Genomic DNA, 14964 nt, shown 5'->3' on the forward strand with positions numbered 1-14964 from the left:
TGTTGGTCCCGAGGACTGCCGGGGTGAGTGTGTGGCACGAGCACTAACGGCAGTGATTCCGTGGCGCGAGTTCCAACAGAATGAAATGTTTGGACCGCGGTGTTTTTCCGGGATGGGGACGTAATAGGAGCGAGTAGATGACTACGGGCCAGTCCGAACACACAACTGACGCCGACATGGAGTGGTGCTACGATGCGGTTCATGGCGTTTCGCGGACCTTCTCGATCACCATCGACCGACTCGAGGAACCAATGGCGAAGCACATCTGCCTGGGCTACCTCTTGTGTCGGGTTGCTGATACGATCGAGGACGCGGGCCACATTCCGCCGGCGGAACAGACTGCCCTACTCTCGACATACGACCGCCTGCTCGATCCAAACGCAGCACAATCACTGGAGTCGTTCATGGACGACATCGAGCCGTGGCTTCCCGGTCCGGAAAACCGATCCAACGACTGGGAGGTCGTCGCCAACACGCCGCGCGTGGTAGCCACGTTCGAAACGCTCGACGAGGAACCCCGTGAGATCATGCGCGAACCCGTTCGTGAACTCGTCGACGGGATGGCGATGTTCACCGACCGGTACGCCGACGAGGGCGGACTGCGCCTCCAGACGCTCGACGAACTCGAGGAGTACTGCTGGTATGCCGCCGGAACCGTGGGGACGCTCATTACCGGACTGGTCGCCCGCAGTGCCTCCCCCGACCGAGCCGCGGAGATGCGGGACAACGCACGATCGTTCGCGTTGCTCTTACAACTGGTCAACATCGCCAAGGACGTCGAGACTGACTATCACGAAGAGAACAACGTCTATCTTCCCGCCGAGTGGCTGGCCGAGGAGAACGTCGACATCGAGGCCGTCACCGAGGTGGAAAACAAAAGCGGCGTGACGAACGTCGTCAAACGAATTACGGGCCGCGCGGAAACCTATCTCGATGATGCCCAGCGATATCTCGAAGTCGTCCCCGAATGCCACGGAAACCGCCTTTCGGCGTGGGCGATTCCGTATTTGCTCGCGGTCGGGACGATGCGCGAACTTCGCGAACGCCCCGAGGATGTCGTCGAGGAGGGGAACGTCAAAATCGCGCGCGCAGAGGTCTATGCGTTGATCCAACAGTTCGAGGAGGGCATGTCCCGCTCGCGGCTCGACGAACTCCGGAGCAAGATGGCCGAACAGCCGCTTCACCACTAACTGGCCGAACTGACCGTCGAATTCTACAGCGCAGAAGGCGTGTCGACGACTGGAAGTGCCGACGGTGAGTCACAACGACGAGAATCACTCCGCTGCCACGCGCCGGCCGATCAGGGAGAGAACGTATCCGACGAGTCCGGCCCCGAGCGACCACGGGAGGAACAGCAAGACGCCGACATACAGCAGTGAAAGCGAACTGCCGTACGGCGCAAAGGCAGTCGCTACTGCGAGCGGTCCCAGAACGGCGAGTGCGCTGTAAGCCCACACAGCAGCGGTATCGCCGCGTTCGAGCGCGTGCCCGAGCGGGAGGAACGCCGCGGCGGCGAGGACGAACGAGCCGACGAGGACTGCGTTCGGGAATCCGAACGCAATCCAAATTCCGACGGTGAGGACGGCTCCCGCGCCGAACGCGAGCAGCGAAAGCGTTCGTCGCCCGAGGGAGAGACCGAGCGCACCACAGCCCGTCTCGATCGCAGTGTGGCCGCGGGCGCTGATCGAGCGCCGAGCGCCGAACCTCCCGGTCCGTCCGATCCCGAACTGCCTCGTCGTAACCGTTACAAAGCCTAGAACGACGACGGGAACGACTCCTGCGCGGACGGCGTGTGACGTTACCAGCGGCCCGAACGTCACCGCTGCCCCGCCCCAGGAAGCGAGCGTGCCGGCAACGCCGGCCGGTCCGTAGGTAACGTATGTCCGACTGCTGAACTCATCAGTAGCGAACTCGTCTGCAGCGGACTCACGAGTCCACGTCAGCGTTCCATCCTCGGCGGCGGAACCCGACGGCGAGTTCGTCGCCGCGTACCCGTCCGGCAGGTGAATCGAAACCCGCTCGGCGACGAGGTCGTACCGGTCGGACGTGTCGCCGGCGTAGAAGTAATCGAGAACCCAGCCGTCGCCGACCGCTGAACTCGCGACGCCCGGAACGGTATAGTTGACGCGGACCGTCTGGCTTTCGGGATCGACCGACGGCGTAATGTCCCGGGCATCGTCGGCAGCGACGTCGTAGCGGTGCCAGCCGTCCTCGACGGCGGCCTCGAGCGCGGTGGTATTCGTGCGGTAGGTTTCGGCCGCCGTGTCGTTGACGGGGACGTGAGCGACCCAGCGCGAGTCACCGGTTTCGTCGACGTGGATGTCGAGCGTTCCCGGCCCGGTCGCTCCGTCGATTGAGTCCGGACCGCAGACGCCACAGATAGACAGCGGTGGTGGGGCAGCAGCGACGAGCGAGACGGCCGTGAGACAGCAGAGGGCGACGAAAGAGAGAGCGAGCGCCGAACGCGCGACCACAGCGAGGGACGGGAGTGAGCGCATATCCCACAATTGATGTTGGAAATTATAATTGTTTGGATCAATTGAACGATCGTCGCCGGGAACGTGATCGTCGAACTGTTGTACGGGCTGTCTGTCAGCATAATCGATAGGCGAACCACCGAATTTAGCCCGGATGTCCTGAGTCCGTTGCAGCATCCTTCTCCCGCCCGCTGTTCACGGTACGAACGCGTCTGACGGGAGTCAACTCGAGGACAAGTTTCAAGGCTAGACAGTGAGAGCTACGGACGAGCGGTGACTCGCGTGAGTAAAGAACAGTTCGTAACCGAGTCGGGGGAGCCGAGTTCGGGGCGCGGCCGAGAGCGGGGTACGGGGGCGAGAACAGACCACCAGCACGAGGACGACACCAGTCAAACGGCGGTCGAAACGAGGGCCGAAGACGGTGGAAGTGAGTGCGATACCGAGCCCAGTAGTGATGCTGACGCTGACAACGACGCTGACGGCGATGCCGATGCCGGCAGAACCGACACCGCCGAAAGCGGGGCGCAGGAAACGGACGCCGGACCGCGAACGATCAGCCTCGATATCGGCCTCGGGATCGAACTCGAGATCGATCCCGACGCCGACGAGGTGTTCGAGGTGGAGACGACCGGGCAGTCACGGGGGCTTCCCAGATCGAACTCGCGGTTCGAATCGGCAGAACGGGCGTCGCTTGCGGCCGCGGATATCGAGCCCGAGGCAGTTGCGAACAAGGAATACTCCTACCAGATGCTGCTCGAAACGGAGGTCGACGAAGCCCTTGCGGACCGCCTTCGGCGGCGGTTTTCGCTGCCGTGGTCGTTCCAGACGGACGACGACCACAGTCTCGACCGACGCTCGAACGAAGTTCGCGGGCTCGGAGCAGCCGAACGCGCCTGGATCGCAGCGAGCGGTGACGAGGCGTGGCAGACCTTCGAGGAAACGGCTCCGGACGCTGATGACAACGAGGAAACCGTGATCGACGGGGACCAGACAGACGCCGAACGCGACAGCGAGAATCGGCCCTGGCCGCGACCAACGCCGGTGACGACGGTAACCGGAGTCGGCCCGGACGACGCCGAGACACTCGCCGAGGCGGGCATCCGCTCTGCGGAACGACTGGCGACAATCAACGCCGCGACCGTTGCCCGCCTCCTTGAACTCGACGTGCTCCACGTTCGGACGTGGCGTCACAACGCGCGCGAAGTCACCAACTAATCACGGACTGGCGAGTGTAACCAGCTCACAAACGCCGGACTGGACGCCGGTTCCGAACACTTACTACCCAAATGAGTAATTTCGATAATGCGGACCATCAGAGATATATAGCGGCCTAGTGGACCATCAAACAGATGATTCCGATCGACGATTCCCCGATCGTTCGTGACGGTAAAACACTGATCCTCGCGATGGACCACGGGCTGGAACACGGACCGACCGATTTCGCGGACGTGCCGGAGAAACTCGACCCGGAGACGGTCTTCGAGACGGCAACCCACGACGCCGTCACCGCGATGGCCGTCCAGAAGGGAATCGCGGAGGGGTACTACCCGAGCTACGAGGACGACGTGAATCTGCTGGCCAAACTCAACGGCACCTCGAACATGTGGATGGGCGAACCCGACTCCTCGATCAACTGGTCGGTCGACTACGCTGCAGAGGTGGGGGCCGACGCCATCGGCTTTACCGTCTACAGCGGCTCGAACCATGAAGTCGAGATGTACGAAGAGTTCCGGAAGGCCCAGGAAAAGGCCCGCGAGTACGACCTGCCGGTCGTCATGTGGTCCTACCCGCGCGGACAGGGGCTCAAGAACGACACCAAACCGGGCACGATCGCCTACGCCAGCCGCATCGCGCTCGAACTCGGAGCTGACATTGCGAAGGTAAAGTATCCCGGCAGCCCCGAGGCAATGCAACACGCCTGCAAGGCTGCGGGCGATATGAACGTCGTCATGAGCGGCGGCTCGAAAACCTCGGATTACGAGTTCCTTTCGACGGTCGAGGCGGCGGTCAACGCCGGCTGCACCGGCCTTGCCGTCGGCCGGAACGTCTGGCAGCGCGATGACCCAACCCGCCTCCTCGATGCGCTCGAAAAGGTTATTTACGAGGAGGAAACCGCCGACGCTGCACTCGAGGACTAACGCTGCATGACGGTATCCGATCCGATCGTCGAGAGCGTCATCACGACGCTCAGTCGTTCGGTAACGGAGATTCGACAGGGGTTGGTCGGTCGCCGCGGGAGTGCAAACGCCGAGAACCCGAGCGGCGAAACCCAGATGGAAGCCGACATCTGGGCGGATGATCTGCTCGCAGACCGTCTCTCCTCGATCGATGGCATCAGTCAGTACGCAAGCGAAGAGCGAGACACGGTTCTCGACTGTGGGGACGGGGACGGGACCTCGACCGGGGACGGCTACGCCGTCGCAGTCGACCCGCTCGATGGCTCCTCGAACCTCAAATCGAACAACGCTATGGGGACCATCGTCGGCATCTACGACGCCCACCTGCCAGCCCGCGGCGATGAACTCGTCGCGGCGGCGTACGTGCTCTACGGACCGATCACGACGATGGTCTTGGCGACCGACGAGACTGTCTCAGAGTACGAATTGACAGGTGGCGAGCGACGACTCGTTCGCCGCGACGTGACGCTCCCCGAGGACCCCGTCGTCTACGGCTTCGGCGGCCGCGTTCCCGACTGGACCGACGAGTTCAGGAGTTACGCTCGCGAGATCGAACAGGAGTACAAACTCCGGTACGGTGGCGCGATGATCGGCGATATCAATCAAGTGCTGACCTACGGCGGGGTATTCGGCTATCCGGGACTCGTCTCCCGTCCGGAGGGGAAGCTTCGGTTGCAGTTCGAAGGCAATCCGATCGGGTACATCGTCGAACGGGCGGGCGGCAGGTCCTCGAACGGACACCAGTCGCTGTTGACGGTTGCTCCGAACGCTGACGACATCCACGAGCGGACGCCGGTATTCGTCGGCAACGACGCGCTGATCGATCGACTCGAAGCTGAACTCGCGGATGCACGCGTGTAGCTGAGTGCGATCGGTCGTGTCGGGCGCTGTGCGGTGCTATTCGTAGCTGTCTACCACTTCTCGCTGCTATTCGATACTGTTCGATTCTTCTCGCTGTTCCTCGCTGGTTCTCGGTGGCTGCGTGGATGCGGCAAACGCCTGCCGACGGCGAGGCCGTCGGCGTCTCAGTTGGGGCTCAGCTACTGAGCCAGGGCCGAGTTATGGAAACGTAGCCGCCAACGGAGACCACGACCAGTCCGTAGAACGCCACCTGCGGTATCCCGGTTCGAAGAGCGACTAGTGTCAACAAGAGGACGAGGGCCAGAATCGCGATAGCATCGACGACGATCGTGAGGCCGGCCATGGCGACACTCCCCAGTCCTGCTTCGGCCGGTGAACGCCCGGAATCGGACGGGGAGGCGGTCGCTGTCTCATCCGCGGATGCACCTCCGGAACCACCGTCGGCGTCGGATCCGGAGGTGGGACTGGAGCCAGCAGTGTGACGCCGAACGCGCGTTGGCTCTCGATCGCGCTCGCGGGGTGATCGTCGATCACTCATCGTTCACCGAGCGGTATTCACTGCAGGACGTACTCGCCGAGGCCGGTTCGCTGGTCGGTTGGTGGTTAGAAGTGATAGCCATGGCGTTCAGTCATCTTGTATGCACCAACGCCCCAGACGTAACTCTGGCCGGGCCACCAGGTTCGAGCGTTGTTGAATCCCGCAATGAGGACATCGCCGTCCGCACCGTCTGGATCTTCGTGAAAGCTAACCGAGCCGCTATCCCCGTCGGTCAGGTCCATTTCGCCACCCCAGCGAATCTGCCCACGCCGACAGAACGCCTCCGTGAAGCAGGTAACGGCGTCGATTCCCTGAATGGCGCCGGTCGTATGGCCGGTCATCGCACCGACTTTCTCGAGGCGCTCGCCGCGAGCCATGAGGTCTGCAAGGCCGAATCTCGTGTACTGTCCGCGCACGCGGAATGGCGACGGCGAGTCGATTAGACTCGTCGGCTCGAGTTCACCGGTCGGCTCGACCGTCGCGAGGTCGAGGACGGGGGGGGTAGTTGAGAGCGTGCCGATCGCGACCGGATCGCCCCCCTCGATGGGAAGCGTGAGGCGCGTCTCATCTTCCGATGCCGACTTGAAGGCGTGATTCGCGGTGACGAAGAGCGACTGTTCCCTCTCCGGGTGATACAGTGCTGGCCCGAGCGTCGCCAGACTCGTGGCTGTCTCACAGGCAACGCCGCTTGGAGCATAGCCATTGTGGGCCTGTTCGACGAGTCGCGGTTCGAACGAATCCGCACCCCTCTCGAGATCGTCGAGGTCATCGATACCCTCGTCGTCGAAATCGTCTCCCTCGAAAATAGTCTCGATGTCGACCGGGAAGCCAGCAATGAGCTGTTCGATGAACTCGCGCAGTGACACCCAATCCCGCGAGATACCGACCGAGACGGCCGCCGTCCCGTTCTCGTAGGAACCGGGGACGACCGCACTGCCTAGATACCCGGTAAAGGCGACCTGTGCCAGGAGTTCGTTCAGTTCGAACGCTTTCTTGACGGCAGCGTACCACTCCGCAGGGACGTATCGCGTCCGCTCCGTCAGCGACCAGGGATCATCCGGGTCCTCCCTGACCAGCGCAGTGACGACCGGAACCTCCCCGTCGCCGGCCGAGAGAAAATCATCAACACCGAGAAACTGCGCGACCCCGATCGCGTACCCGCCGGTCGCAAGCGTCCGAATGAACTCGCGGCGGTCCATCCCCCCATCGAGTTGCTCACGGAGCGTCGATAGTCGCTGAACAGCCCCCGAATCACTCTTCTCTGACATAAACTGATAGCCGATTCCGTCTTCGGTTCCACCACCTCACGCTAAAGCTAATATTCACGTACACGGGTCACTCAAGTACGCCTCGTACGATCGAGCGAGCTGCGAATAGACGTTCTGCCTGCAGTCGCCACCATTTTGGCCACCACAAATAAAATATCTGGTATCTGTCGTGGCGGAGAATTTGCTTATAATATCTGTCTCACTGAACGCAACCGTTCGTGGGTCCTGAGTCACTACCTGAACTCGTCTCCGTGCTGGTGACCGCGGAGACACCACAACCGACACACCGCTACGCGGGTCGTGCCAGCCGTTCCAGCACGCACCTCCCGTCGCCTGTTCGAGGGGGGTTGCCGCCCTGTCGTGCAACGGGTGGCTCGACTCGTCGTCCGCTCTCGTTATGACTCCCGTGAATCCTCGTGAGTAACTGACCGGAGCGGGCGCTGGCTCTCTACAGCACTTCGCCGGCCCGTATTCGTTCGCGCCCCTCGTTCGAGTTTATCACTGCTTACTCGGCCGTAATGACCGATGATACCGATCTATGGTTCGGATAACAATACCGCCGCTTCGCGACCCATCGATCGGAAGAGCCTCTCGATGGGCACGTGGCCAGTCTCGGGCCGCTCCCGGTTCGATTCCGGGCGAGAGCCTATGCAATCCAACGGCGTCCTCCGCTCTCGCGGATTAGCGGTCGCCATTACGCCGTCCGAACTCGAACGGCTGCTCTGGGGACTCGTCGCCGTCTCACTCATCGGGGACGTACTCACGACCTTCGTCGGACTCCACCTCGGTCTGACGGAGTCGAACCCGGTCGCTCACAGCGCAATCACGGGCTACGGCGTCATCGGAATGCTCGCGCTCAAAGCCGGCGCACTGGCCGTCGGACTCGCCTGTCGACCCCTGCTTCCGCCAACGTATCGAGCGGTCGTTCCAGCCGGCCTCGCGATTCCGTGGACGCTCGCCGTCGGCATCAACGTCTACATGATCTCGACGGTCGTCTGATATCGCCCGATCGACGTCGCACAAACTGACGGGTTTCACCGACCGATCACCGAACCGTTTCGCGTTCATCGAGCGCCCGGCGCACCGCACGAACCTCTTCGCGGACCGCCTGCCACTGCGCGAGCGTCCCCGGAATCGACTCCGAACGAGTCGAGCGCGAGGCAGCCTCATTTTGCAGTCGCCGATCACGACACCGGGACCGATACCGATCGAGCGTCCGCCGAACTGAACTCGGGTCATCGACGTTCCAGAACGCGAGGGGCGCGCCGCCAGCAGTATCGATCGAGACGGTGCCATGCCCGACAAACCGACCCGCAACGCCCTGCGTGACCGTCGTATTCTGGATGTGTTCGAGTGAAACCGTTCGGACGGAGCGTCCGAGCACCCCCTGCCTGATCGCAACTCGCCGCGTCGTGATCACGAATACCGTTCGCGAGAGACGCGCGTACTGCCAGGCCGTCGGAACGGCAAGGAGCGCCACCAGCAGGAGTCCCTGCCATGGGACGAGTTCACTGACGACGGCGGCGAGGAGTGTGAGCGTTCCCAGGAGCGTGACGGCGAGCCAGGGATAGATGGTCTGGATACGCGGGCAGCCACGCCACCGGACGGATTCGTCGGGAGCGAGTGCAAGCCAGGCGAGTTCGGCGTCACCGAGCGCCGTGGACTCGGATGGAGCCGGAGAGTCGGCTGCAGCCTCGCGTTTGCCGGCAGGCTCACCGGACGTGCTATCGTATGAGTTCATGACCGGGACGATTGGTCGTCGTACGTGTGCGTGCGTGACCGGTTCGCGTTCGTCTCTGCGTTGCCGTTTGCGTCTGTATTGTCGTCGTTCGTCTCTGTGTTGTCGTCGGTGTGAGTCCGATCGGTTCCCGTGCGAGCACCGGCCCCTGCGTGGCGGTCACGGTCGTCCGAGGGGCCGGTCCCGTGAGCGCCCTCCGACTCCTCCAGCAGTTCGCGGATCGTCCGGAGTTCGGTGCGAATATCGACGAGTACGTCCGCTTTCGTTGCATCACTGCCCGCTTGCGGTTCGGAATCGGTCTGTTGCGGTGCTCCTCGCCCGCGGCGACCGCGCCGTGTTCGATCGAGTTGTTCGCTGAGCAGTTGCTGTACTCCCGTCGGATCCGGCACTGATTTGAACGACATTTCGACGCCCGACCCGCCCGCAGTGCTGATCTCGACCGTTCCGTAGCCGAGTCGCGTTCCGAGGGCGGATTGGGAGTAGGAACTGTCCTGTACCTTCTCGTGTTCGATGCGCTTGACATCTCGCGAGAGGATACCCGTCTTCCGGTAGAGTGCACGGTTCGTGACGACGTACTGGGTGTTCGTCACGCGGAGATACTCGGCCGCGATGATGACGAGCCCGATCAGCACGATCGAGAGCGGAATGCCGATGAGCACCACCGGGAGGAGCGTTCGCCGATCCGGGCCGCTCTCCCAGACGAGTTCTTCGTCGTCGTCTATCGTGAGCCACTCCAGATCGGCGTCAGTCTGTGGCGCGCTCATTGGGTGGGGTCGTCGACGAACTCGCGTTTCAACGAGAGAACGGTCCGGTCGAACGCGCAGACGAGGTCGTCGTCCTGGTTGAAGGCCTCGACGTGCATGGTGACGACGCCGCGCTCGCCGTCGCTGGTCTCGCGCTTGTCCGTGACCGTCGACTGGGCGCGGATGGTATCGCCGTGAAAGACCGGCTGGGGATGTTCGACGTTGTCGTACGAGAGATTCGCGACGATAGTGCCGTCGGTCGTCTCGGGGATCGAAACGCCGACGGCGAGACTCATGGTGTAGAGCCCGTTGACCAGCCGTTCGCCGAACTCGGTGTCGTCCGCGAACTCGGCGTCGAGATGCAGCGGTTGCTGGTTCATCGTCATATCGCAGAACCGTTGGTTGTCGCTTTCTGAAATCGTTCGCCGACGCTCGTGGGCAATCGTCTCGCCGACTGTGAACTCCTCGTAGTACAGCCCGGTCATAGAGTCGCAGTGGGCCAGCGCCACCAAAAAACTAGTGTCGTGTCCCGGCACAATCACCGATCGATGCGAACCACCTGCCCGCTCGTGCGGACAAACGCGAGCGCGTTACTCGACTAAATCCGTCTCCTCGCCCGCGTCCCGCTGCACCCAGATCGTCTTCGTGTTCACGAACTCGCGAATGCCCTCGCGCGCGAGTTCGCGACCGTAGCCCGAATCTTTCACGCCGCCGAAGGGCAGTCGCGGGTCCGACTTGACGAGTTCGTTGACGAACGCTAGGCCGGATTCGAACTCGCGGGCGACGCGCTCGCCGCGGTCCAGGTCCTCGGTCCAGACGCTCGCTCCCAGCCCGAACCGGGTGTCGTTCGCCTTCTCGATCGCGGCGTCCTCATCGGGGACGCGAAACACTGTCGCGACGGGGCCGAACAACTCCTCGCTGTCGGCGGGCGCGTCCGCGGGAACGTCCGTCAGTACCGTCGGCGGGTAGAAGGCACCCTCGCGGTCCATCGGCTCGCCGCCCAGTCGAACCTCGCCGCCCTGATCGACCGTCTCTTGGACTTGCTCGTGAAGCTGATCAGCCAGATCGTCGCGGGCCTGCGGGCCGATGTCCGTCTCCTCGGCCATCGGATCGCCGACGACCTGGTCGTCCATCTCCTCGACGAACCGATCGATGAACTCGTCGTAGACGTCCTCGACGACGACGAATCGCTTGGCTGCAATACAGGACTGCCCGGAGTTCAGCAGTCGGGCCTGGACTGCCGTCTCGACGGTCTCGTCCATCGGGGCGTCCTCGAGCACGACGAAGGGGTCGCTGCCGCCGAGTTCGAGAACGGTCTTCTTGAGTTCGCTGCCGGCGGTTTCGGCGACGGCTCGACCCGCCCCGTCGCTGCCGGTGAGCGTAACGCCGGCGATGCGGTCGTCTTCGATCACTGCGTCGATCTCGTCGGAACCGATCAACAGCGTCGAAAAGACGTTCTCCGGGAAGCCCGCTTCGCGGAACACGTCTTCGATGGCGCGCGCACAGCCGGGGACGTTCGAGGCGTGTTTCAACAGCCCCACGTTGCCCGCGACGAGGTTCGGGGCAGCGAATCGAAACACCTGCCAGAACGGGAAGTTCCACGGCATAATCGCGAGGATCGGTCCCAGCGGCTGGTGGGCGACGACCGTCCGCGCGTTCGGCTCGCCCGCGACGACCTCGTCCCCTAAGAACTCGGCCGCGTGCTCGGCATAGTAGTCACAGACCCACGCGCACTTCTCGACCTCCGAGCGCGCCTGGTCGATCGGTTTCCCCATCTCCGCCGTCATCAGTTCCGCGTACTCCTCGCTGCCGTCTCGAAGCACATCGCCCGCGGCGGCGAGCAGTTGCTGGCGCGTCTCGATGGGGACCGTCTGCCACTCCTCGAACGTCTCCGTCGCGTTCTCGAGATGGTCGTCCCACATGTCCGAGTCCGCCTCGTAGGTGTCGATGGTCTCGCCGGTCGCCGGATTCGTGCTCTCGATACTCATGCGGAGAGCCACCACGAGGAGACACTTGAACAGCCCCGGTTAGGACGCAACCACAACTCGCGGTCACCGGGTGACCGTCGCGCTGAACTCGATGGGTGGCAAAAATCAATGGCAGCAAGCGAGGGATCCTCGAGAACAAATTGACCGAAGACCGATCGAACCGGCAATTGCAAGTATTGCACGAATTCAATCTGAGTAACAAGGGTTATGGCAGTGGACCGGAAACTGCCACATCTACACCCGCCTGACAGTCACGCTGTGACTGCCCATTCACTATGGGGCGTCCGATCGTCGTTCCACGCGGGGACTCCACTCTCTGACTATGACAGCAGCCGAACCGACAACGGAATCGGAAATAGAGGAGGAGGAAAGTGCCGTCGAAACAGCCCGCCGCCAGCTCGAACGCGCAGCCGCCCATCTCGATGTCGACGAAGGCATCGTCGAACGGCTCCGCCACCCGACGAGCGTCTACCGCGTCACGATTCCCCTCGAGCGCGATGATGGAACGCGCGAGATGTTCACCGGCTATCGCGCCCACCACGACAGCGTTCGCGGCCCCTACAAGGGCGGGCTGCGCTATCACCCAGCCGTCAACGAGGAGGAGTGCGTTGGGCTCTCGATGTGGATGACCTGGAAGTGCGCCGTGATGGACCTCCCCTTTGGCGGCGCGAAAGGCGGCGTCGTCGTCGACCCCAAGGACCTCAGCTCCGACGAAAAGGAACGGCTCACCCGCCGCTTTGCGGAAGAGCTTCGTCCAGTCATCGGATCGAAAACCGACATTCCTGCACCCGACATGGGCACCGATCCGAAGACGATGGCCTGGTTCATGGACGCCTACTCGATGCAGGAAGGCGAAACCGAGCCCGGCGTCGTCACCGGCAAACCCCCGGTCATCGGCGGCTCTTACGGCCGTGAGAAGGCTCCCGGCCGCAGCGTCGGTATCATCACCGAACAGGCGATCGACTACTACGACTGGGACGTTACCGATACGACCGTTGCCGTCCAGGGATTCGGCAGTGTCGGGGCGAATGCCGCCCGCTATCTCGACGATCTCGGCGCTTCCATCGTCGCCGTCTCCGACATCGACGGCGCGATCTACGACCCGGACGGCTTCGACACGAACGACGTCGAAGACCACGACGAAACCCCCGGTATGGTCTCCGGCTACGCTGACGCGCAGTCTCTCTCGAACGAAGAACTCCTTGAACTCGACGTCGACGTGCTTATCCCCGCCGCAATCGGCAACGTGCTGACCGGCGAAAACGCTCGCCGCGTCCAGGCGGACATGATCGTCGAAGGGGCAAACGGACCCACGACCTCGACGGCGGGTCAAATCTTCGAAGAGCGCGATATTCCCGTCATCCCCGACATCCTCGCCAACGCCGGCGGCGTCACCGTCTCGTACTTCGAGTGGCTGCAGGACATCAACCGACGCTCCTGGCGGCTCGAACGCGTCCACGAAGAACTCCAGACGGAAATGCTGCGCGCCTGGGGGTGCGTCCGCGACGAGTACGACGCCCGCGATATCACCTGGCGCGATGCAGCCTACATCGTCGCACTCGAACGAATCGCCGAGGCACACGACGCCCGCGGCCTCTGGCCGTAACACGACCGCGATCGATTCTCCGCTTCAGTATCGCAGTGATTCTCGCCGCCCCCACCCCCTGTTCAGACTGAAAGCGGCGCGAACCGCCCCGGGGTAGAACTCGACATACTCACGCGAGATTCTGTCTCCCCCACCCCCGTCGTTCAGACTGAACTCACGAAAACGAGGAGAGGTCCGTCTCGATATCGCGCTTGTGCGAGGACCCGCCGGTATTCGCGAGCTGATCGTAGGCTGGTAACTCTTCGAGCGACGAGTCGCGTCGAACCGCCTTGACGATGTGTTTCGGGTCCGTCACGAGCCGATGGAGGAGATAGCTCCCCTGCGAACGGCCACCGCCCGTCTTTTCTGACTCGATGACGCCGAGGAAGGCCTGTTCTTTGAGCTGTCGGTACAGACCGTTCTCCGTGATCGGATCGTTTGCAACCATCTCGCAGATTCCGACGTATCGCTGGTAGATTTCCCGCGTCTTGTACGTCTCGCGGTCACCGGTGATAATACGGCTCGCAAGCGAGTAGAGCGCGAGTTTTGCATGGACCGTCGCCCCGCTCGTCAGTTCTTCGATGCGATTGATCTCGGCGACCTCTTGGGCCTGCTGGATGTGGCTCTCAGAGACGGTCTCCGAGCCCGTCCGCCGAGCGAGTTCACCTGCCTCCTTGAGAATCTCGATTGCTTTTCGGGCGTCGCCGTGTTTCTTCGCGGCGAGGGCGGCGCAGAGTTCGATCGTCCCGTCCTCGAGAACGTCGGGCTGGAAGGCGTCCTCGCGGTTTCGCATGATCTCACGGAGCTGGGAGGCGTCGTAGGGGTGAAAGAACAGTTCGCGATGACCGAAACTGCTGTCGATGCGTTCGTCGAGCGTTTCGCGGTACTGGACCTTGTTGCTGATGCCGATCACGCCGATGTAGGCGTCGGTTTTACGCGCTTCGCGAGCGCGGGAGAGTTGCATCAGGATGTTGCTGTTATCGAGTTTGTCGATCTCGTCGAGAATGATGATCGTCGCGTCGAAAAACGACTCCAGGATTCTCCAGATGTGTTGGTAGTACTCCATCGTCCCGACGCCGCGAAGCGGGATGTGGTCCTGGTAGCTCGTTTGTTCCGTGAGGTTGAGCGCGAGTTGTCGCGTTGCCCGCGTTTCCGTATTCGCCTCGGAGCAGTCGACGTAGAGGACGCTACAGTCGATATCGTTGTCCCGAGCGGCATCCTGTGCTCGCGTCGCAACGTGGCGAGAGATGAGACTCTTTCCGGTACCGGTCTTGCCGTAGATCATCACGTTGTTCGGCGGATCGCCGCGAGTGATCGCGCCGACTTCGGCAGCGACTGACTGAATTTCGTTGTCCCGGCCGACAATGCGATCCTCATCGGGAACGTGTCCGACGTGTAAGAGTTCTTTCCGATTGAAAATCGGATCGTGAGATTGAAAGAGCGGGTCCCCACCAGCCGTATCAGCCATGCTTCCATTCTGGAAGACAGGTGTTATAAAACCAGGGGAAAGAATTCAGACTGATAACGAACAGCAATGATAGAAATATTCCGAGATGAGCGTCAGATACCACCGTATAGCACGAGTTCGT

Annotated in this window: 14 protein-coding genes; 6 read left to right on the forward strand and 8 right to left on the reverse strand. The window is 62.4% G+C overall.

Features of this window, described 5'->3' with window-relative positions; translation table 11 throughout:
- Positions 1–137 precede the first annotated feature (137 nt).
- The gene (locus C484_RS21575) at positions 138–1190 is read left to right on the forward strand and encodes a phytoene/squalene synthase family protein (protein WP_006827986.1); all 1053 of its coding nucleotides are present in this window, start codon (positions 138–140) and stop codon (positions 1188–1190) included.
- Between the two features lie 84 nt (positions 1191–1274).
- Here C484_RS21575 and C484_RS21580 read toward each other — a convergent pair whose 3' ends face one another.
- Positions 1275–2498: a hypothetical protein gene (locus C484_RS21580; RefSeq protein ID WP_006827987.1), complete on the reverse strand. Its 1224-nt coding sequence runs from the start codon at positions 2496–2498 to the stop codon at positions 1275–1277.
- Between the two features lie 261 nt (positions 2499–2759).
- Between C484_RS21580 and C484_RS21585 the strand changes: the two genes are divergently transcribed.
- From C484_RS21585 to C484_RS21595, 3 genes are all read left to right on the forward strand, one after another.
- The gene (locus C484_RS21585) at positions 2760–3692 is read left to right on the forward strand and encodes a helix-hairpin-helix domain-containing protein (RefSeq protein ID WP_006827988.1); all 933 of its coding nucleotides are present in this window, start codon (positions 2760–2762) and stop codon (positions 3690–3692) included.
- Positions 3693–3826: 134 nt separating this feature from the next.
- Positions 3827–4615 carry a class I fructose-bisphosphate aldolase gene (locus C484_RS21590; RefSeq protein ID WP_006664264.1) on the forward strand — a complete coding sequence of 263 codons (789 nt, stop codon included), beginning with the start codon at positions 3827–3829 and terminating at the stop codon, positions 4613–4615.
- A gap of 6 nt (positions 4616–4621) precedes the next feature.
- A complete protein-coding gene (locus C484_RS21595; protein WP_006827989.1) occupies positions 4622–5515 on the forward strand; it encodes a class 1 fructose-bisphosphatase in 894 nt (297 codons plus the stop codon).
- A gap of 175 nt (positions 5516–5690) precedes the next feature.
- On the opposite strand, the gene C484_RS23305 is transcribed toward C484_RS21595, so the two are convergent.
- Together C484_RS23305 and C484_RS21600 are read right to left on the reverse strand one after the other, a co-directional pair.
- Positions 5691–6053 carry a hypothetical protein gene (locus C484_RS23305; RefSeq protein WP_152422771.1) on the reverse strand — a complete coding sequence of 121 codons (363 nt, stop codon included), beginning with the start codon at positions 6051–6053 and terminating at the stop codon, positions 5691–5693.
- A 65-nt stretch (positions 6054–6118) separates the two neighbouring features.
- Positions 6119–7321 carry a hypothetical protein gene (locus tag C484_RS21600; protein ID WP_394295324.1) on the reverse strand — a complete coding sequence of 401 codons (1203 nt, stop codon included), beginning with the start codon at positions 7319–7321 and terminating at the stop codon, positions 6119–6121.
- Positions 7322–7969: 648 nt separating this feature from the next.
- Between C484_RS21600 and C484_RS21605 the strand changes: the two genes are divergently transcribed.
- A complete protein-coding gene (locus C484_RS21605; protein WP_006827991.1) occupies positions 7970–8320 on the forward strand; it encodes a DUF5658 family protein in 351 nt (116 codons plus the stop codon).
- A 46-nt stretch (positions 8321–8366) separates the two neighbouring features.
- Here C484_RS21605 and C484_RS21610 read toward each other — a convergent pair whose 3' ends face one another.
- From C484_RS21610 to C484_RS21625, 4 genes are all read right to left on the reverse strand, one after another.
- Complete coding sequence (locus C484_RS21610) at positions 8367–9062, reverse strand: PH domain-containing protein (RefSeq protein WP_006827992.1); 696 nt, start codon at positions 9060–9062, stop codon at positions 8367–8369.
- A complete protein-coding gene (locus C484_RS21615) occupies positions 9059–9823 on the reverse strand; it encodes a PH domain-containing protein (RefSeq protein WP_006827993.1) in 765 nt (254 codons plus the stop codon). The genes C484_RS21610 and C484_RS21615 overlap by 4 nt, the downstream gene beginning before the upstream one ends.
- Positions 9820–10305, reverse strand: coding sequence for a MaoC family dehydratase (locus C484_RS21620; protein ID WP_338041841.1), 486 nt, complete (start codon positions 10303–10305; stop codon positions 9820–9822). Before C484_RS21620 ends, C484_RS21615 begins: the two co-directional genes overlap by 4 nt.
- Before the next feature lie 87 nt (positions 10306–10392).
- Positions 10393–11790, reverse strand: a complete 1398-nt coding sequence (locus C484_RS21625; RefSeq protein WP_006827995.1) for an NAD-dependent succinate-semialdehyde dehydrogenase — start codon at positions 11788–11790, stop codon at positions 10393–10395.
- Between the two features lie 322 nt (positions 11791–12112).
- On the opposite strand from C484_RS21625, the gene gdhB reads away from it, so the two are divergent.
- Positions 12113–13396 (forward strand): glutamate dehydrogenase GdhB, encoded by a 1284-nt coding sequence (gene gdhB / locus C484_RS21630; protein ID WP_006827996.1) that lies wholly within the window; start codon positions 12113–12115, stop codon positions 13394–13396.
- Between the two features lie 154 nt (positions 13397–13550).
- On the opposite strand, the gene C484_RS21635 is transcribed toward gdhB, so the two are convergent.
- Complete coding sequence (locus C484_RS21635) at positions 13551–14843, reverse strand: Cdc6/Cdc18 family protein (RefSeq protein WP_006664274.1); 1293 nt, start codon at positions 14841–14843, stop codon at positions 13551–13553.
- Positions 14844–14964 lie beyond the last annotated feature (121 nt).

The organism is Natrialba taiwanensis DSM 12281, from assembly GCF_000337595.1.
Taxonomy (GTDB): domain Archaea; phylum Halobacteriota; class Halobacteria; order Halobacteriales; family Natrialbaceae; genus Natrialba; species Natrialba taiwanensis.

Coding starts and splice junctions, on each gene's coding strand:
- C484_RS21575 (WP_006827986.1), top strand. CDS start 138: ATGACTACGGGCCAGTCCGAACACACAACTGACGCCGACATGGAGTGG.
- C484_RS21580 (WP_006827987.1), bottom strand. CDS start 2,498: ATGCGCTCACTCCCGTCCCTCGCTGTGGTCGCGCGTTCGGCGCTCGCT.
- C484_RS21590 (WP_006664264.1), top strand. CDS start 3,827: ATGATTCCGATCGACGATTCCCCGATCGTTCGTGACGGTAAAACACTG.
- C484_RS21595 (WP_006827989.1), top strand. CDS start 4,622: ATGACGGTATCCGATCCGATCGTCGAGAGCGTCATCACGACGCTCAGT.
- C484_RS23305 (WP_152422771.1), bottom strand. CDS start 6,053: ATGAGTGATCGACGATCACCCCGCGAGCGCGATCGAGAGCCAACGCGC.
- C484_RS21600 (WP_394295324.1), bottom strand. CDS start 7,321: ATGTCAGAGAAGAGTGATTCGGGGGCTGTTCAGCGACTATCGACGCTC.
- C484_RS21605 (WP_006827991.1), top strand. CDS start 7,970: ATGCAATCCAACGGCGTCCTCCGCTCTCGCGGATTAGCGGTCGCCATT.
- C484_RS21610 (WP_006827992.1), bottom strand. CDS start 9,062: ATGAACTCATACGATAGCACGTCCGGTGAGCCTGCCGGCAAACGCGAG.
- C484_RS21615 (WP_006827993.1), bottom strand. CDS start 9,823: ATGAGCGCGCCACAGACTGACGCCGATCTGGAGTGGCTCACGATAGAC.
- C484_RS21625 (WP_006827995.1), bottom strand. CDS start 11,790: ATGAGTATCGAGAGCACGAATCCGGCGACCGGCGAGACCATCGACACC.
- gdhB (WP_006827996.1), top strand. CDS start 12,113: ATGACAGCAGCCGAACCGACAACGGAATCGGAAATAGAGGAGGAGGAA.
- C484_RS21635 (WP_006664274.1), bottom strand. CDS start 14,843: ATGGCTGATACGGCTGGTGGGGACCCGCTCTTTCAATCTCACGATCCG.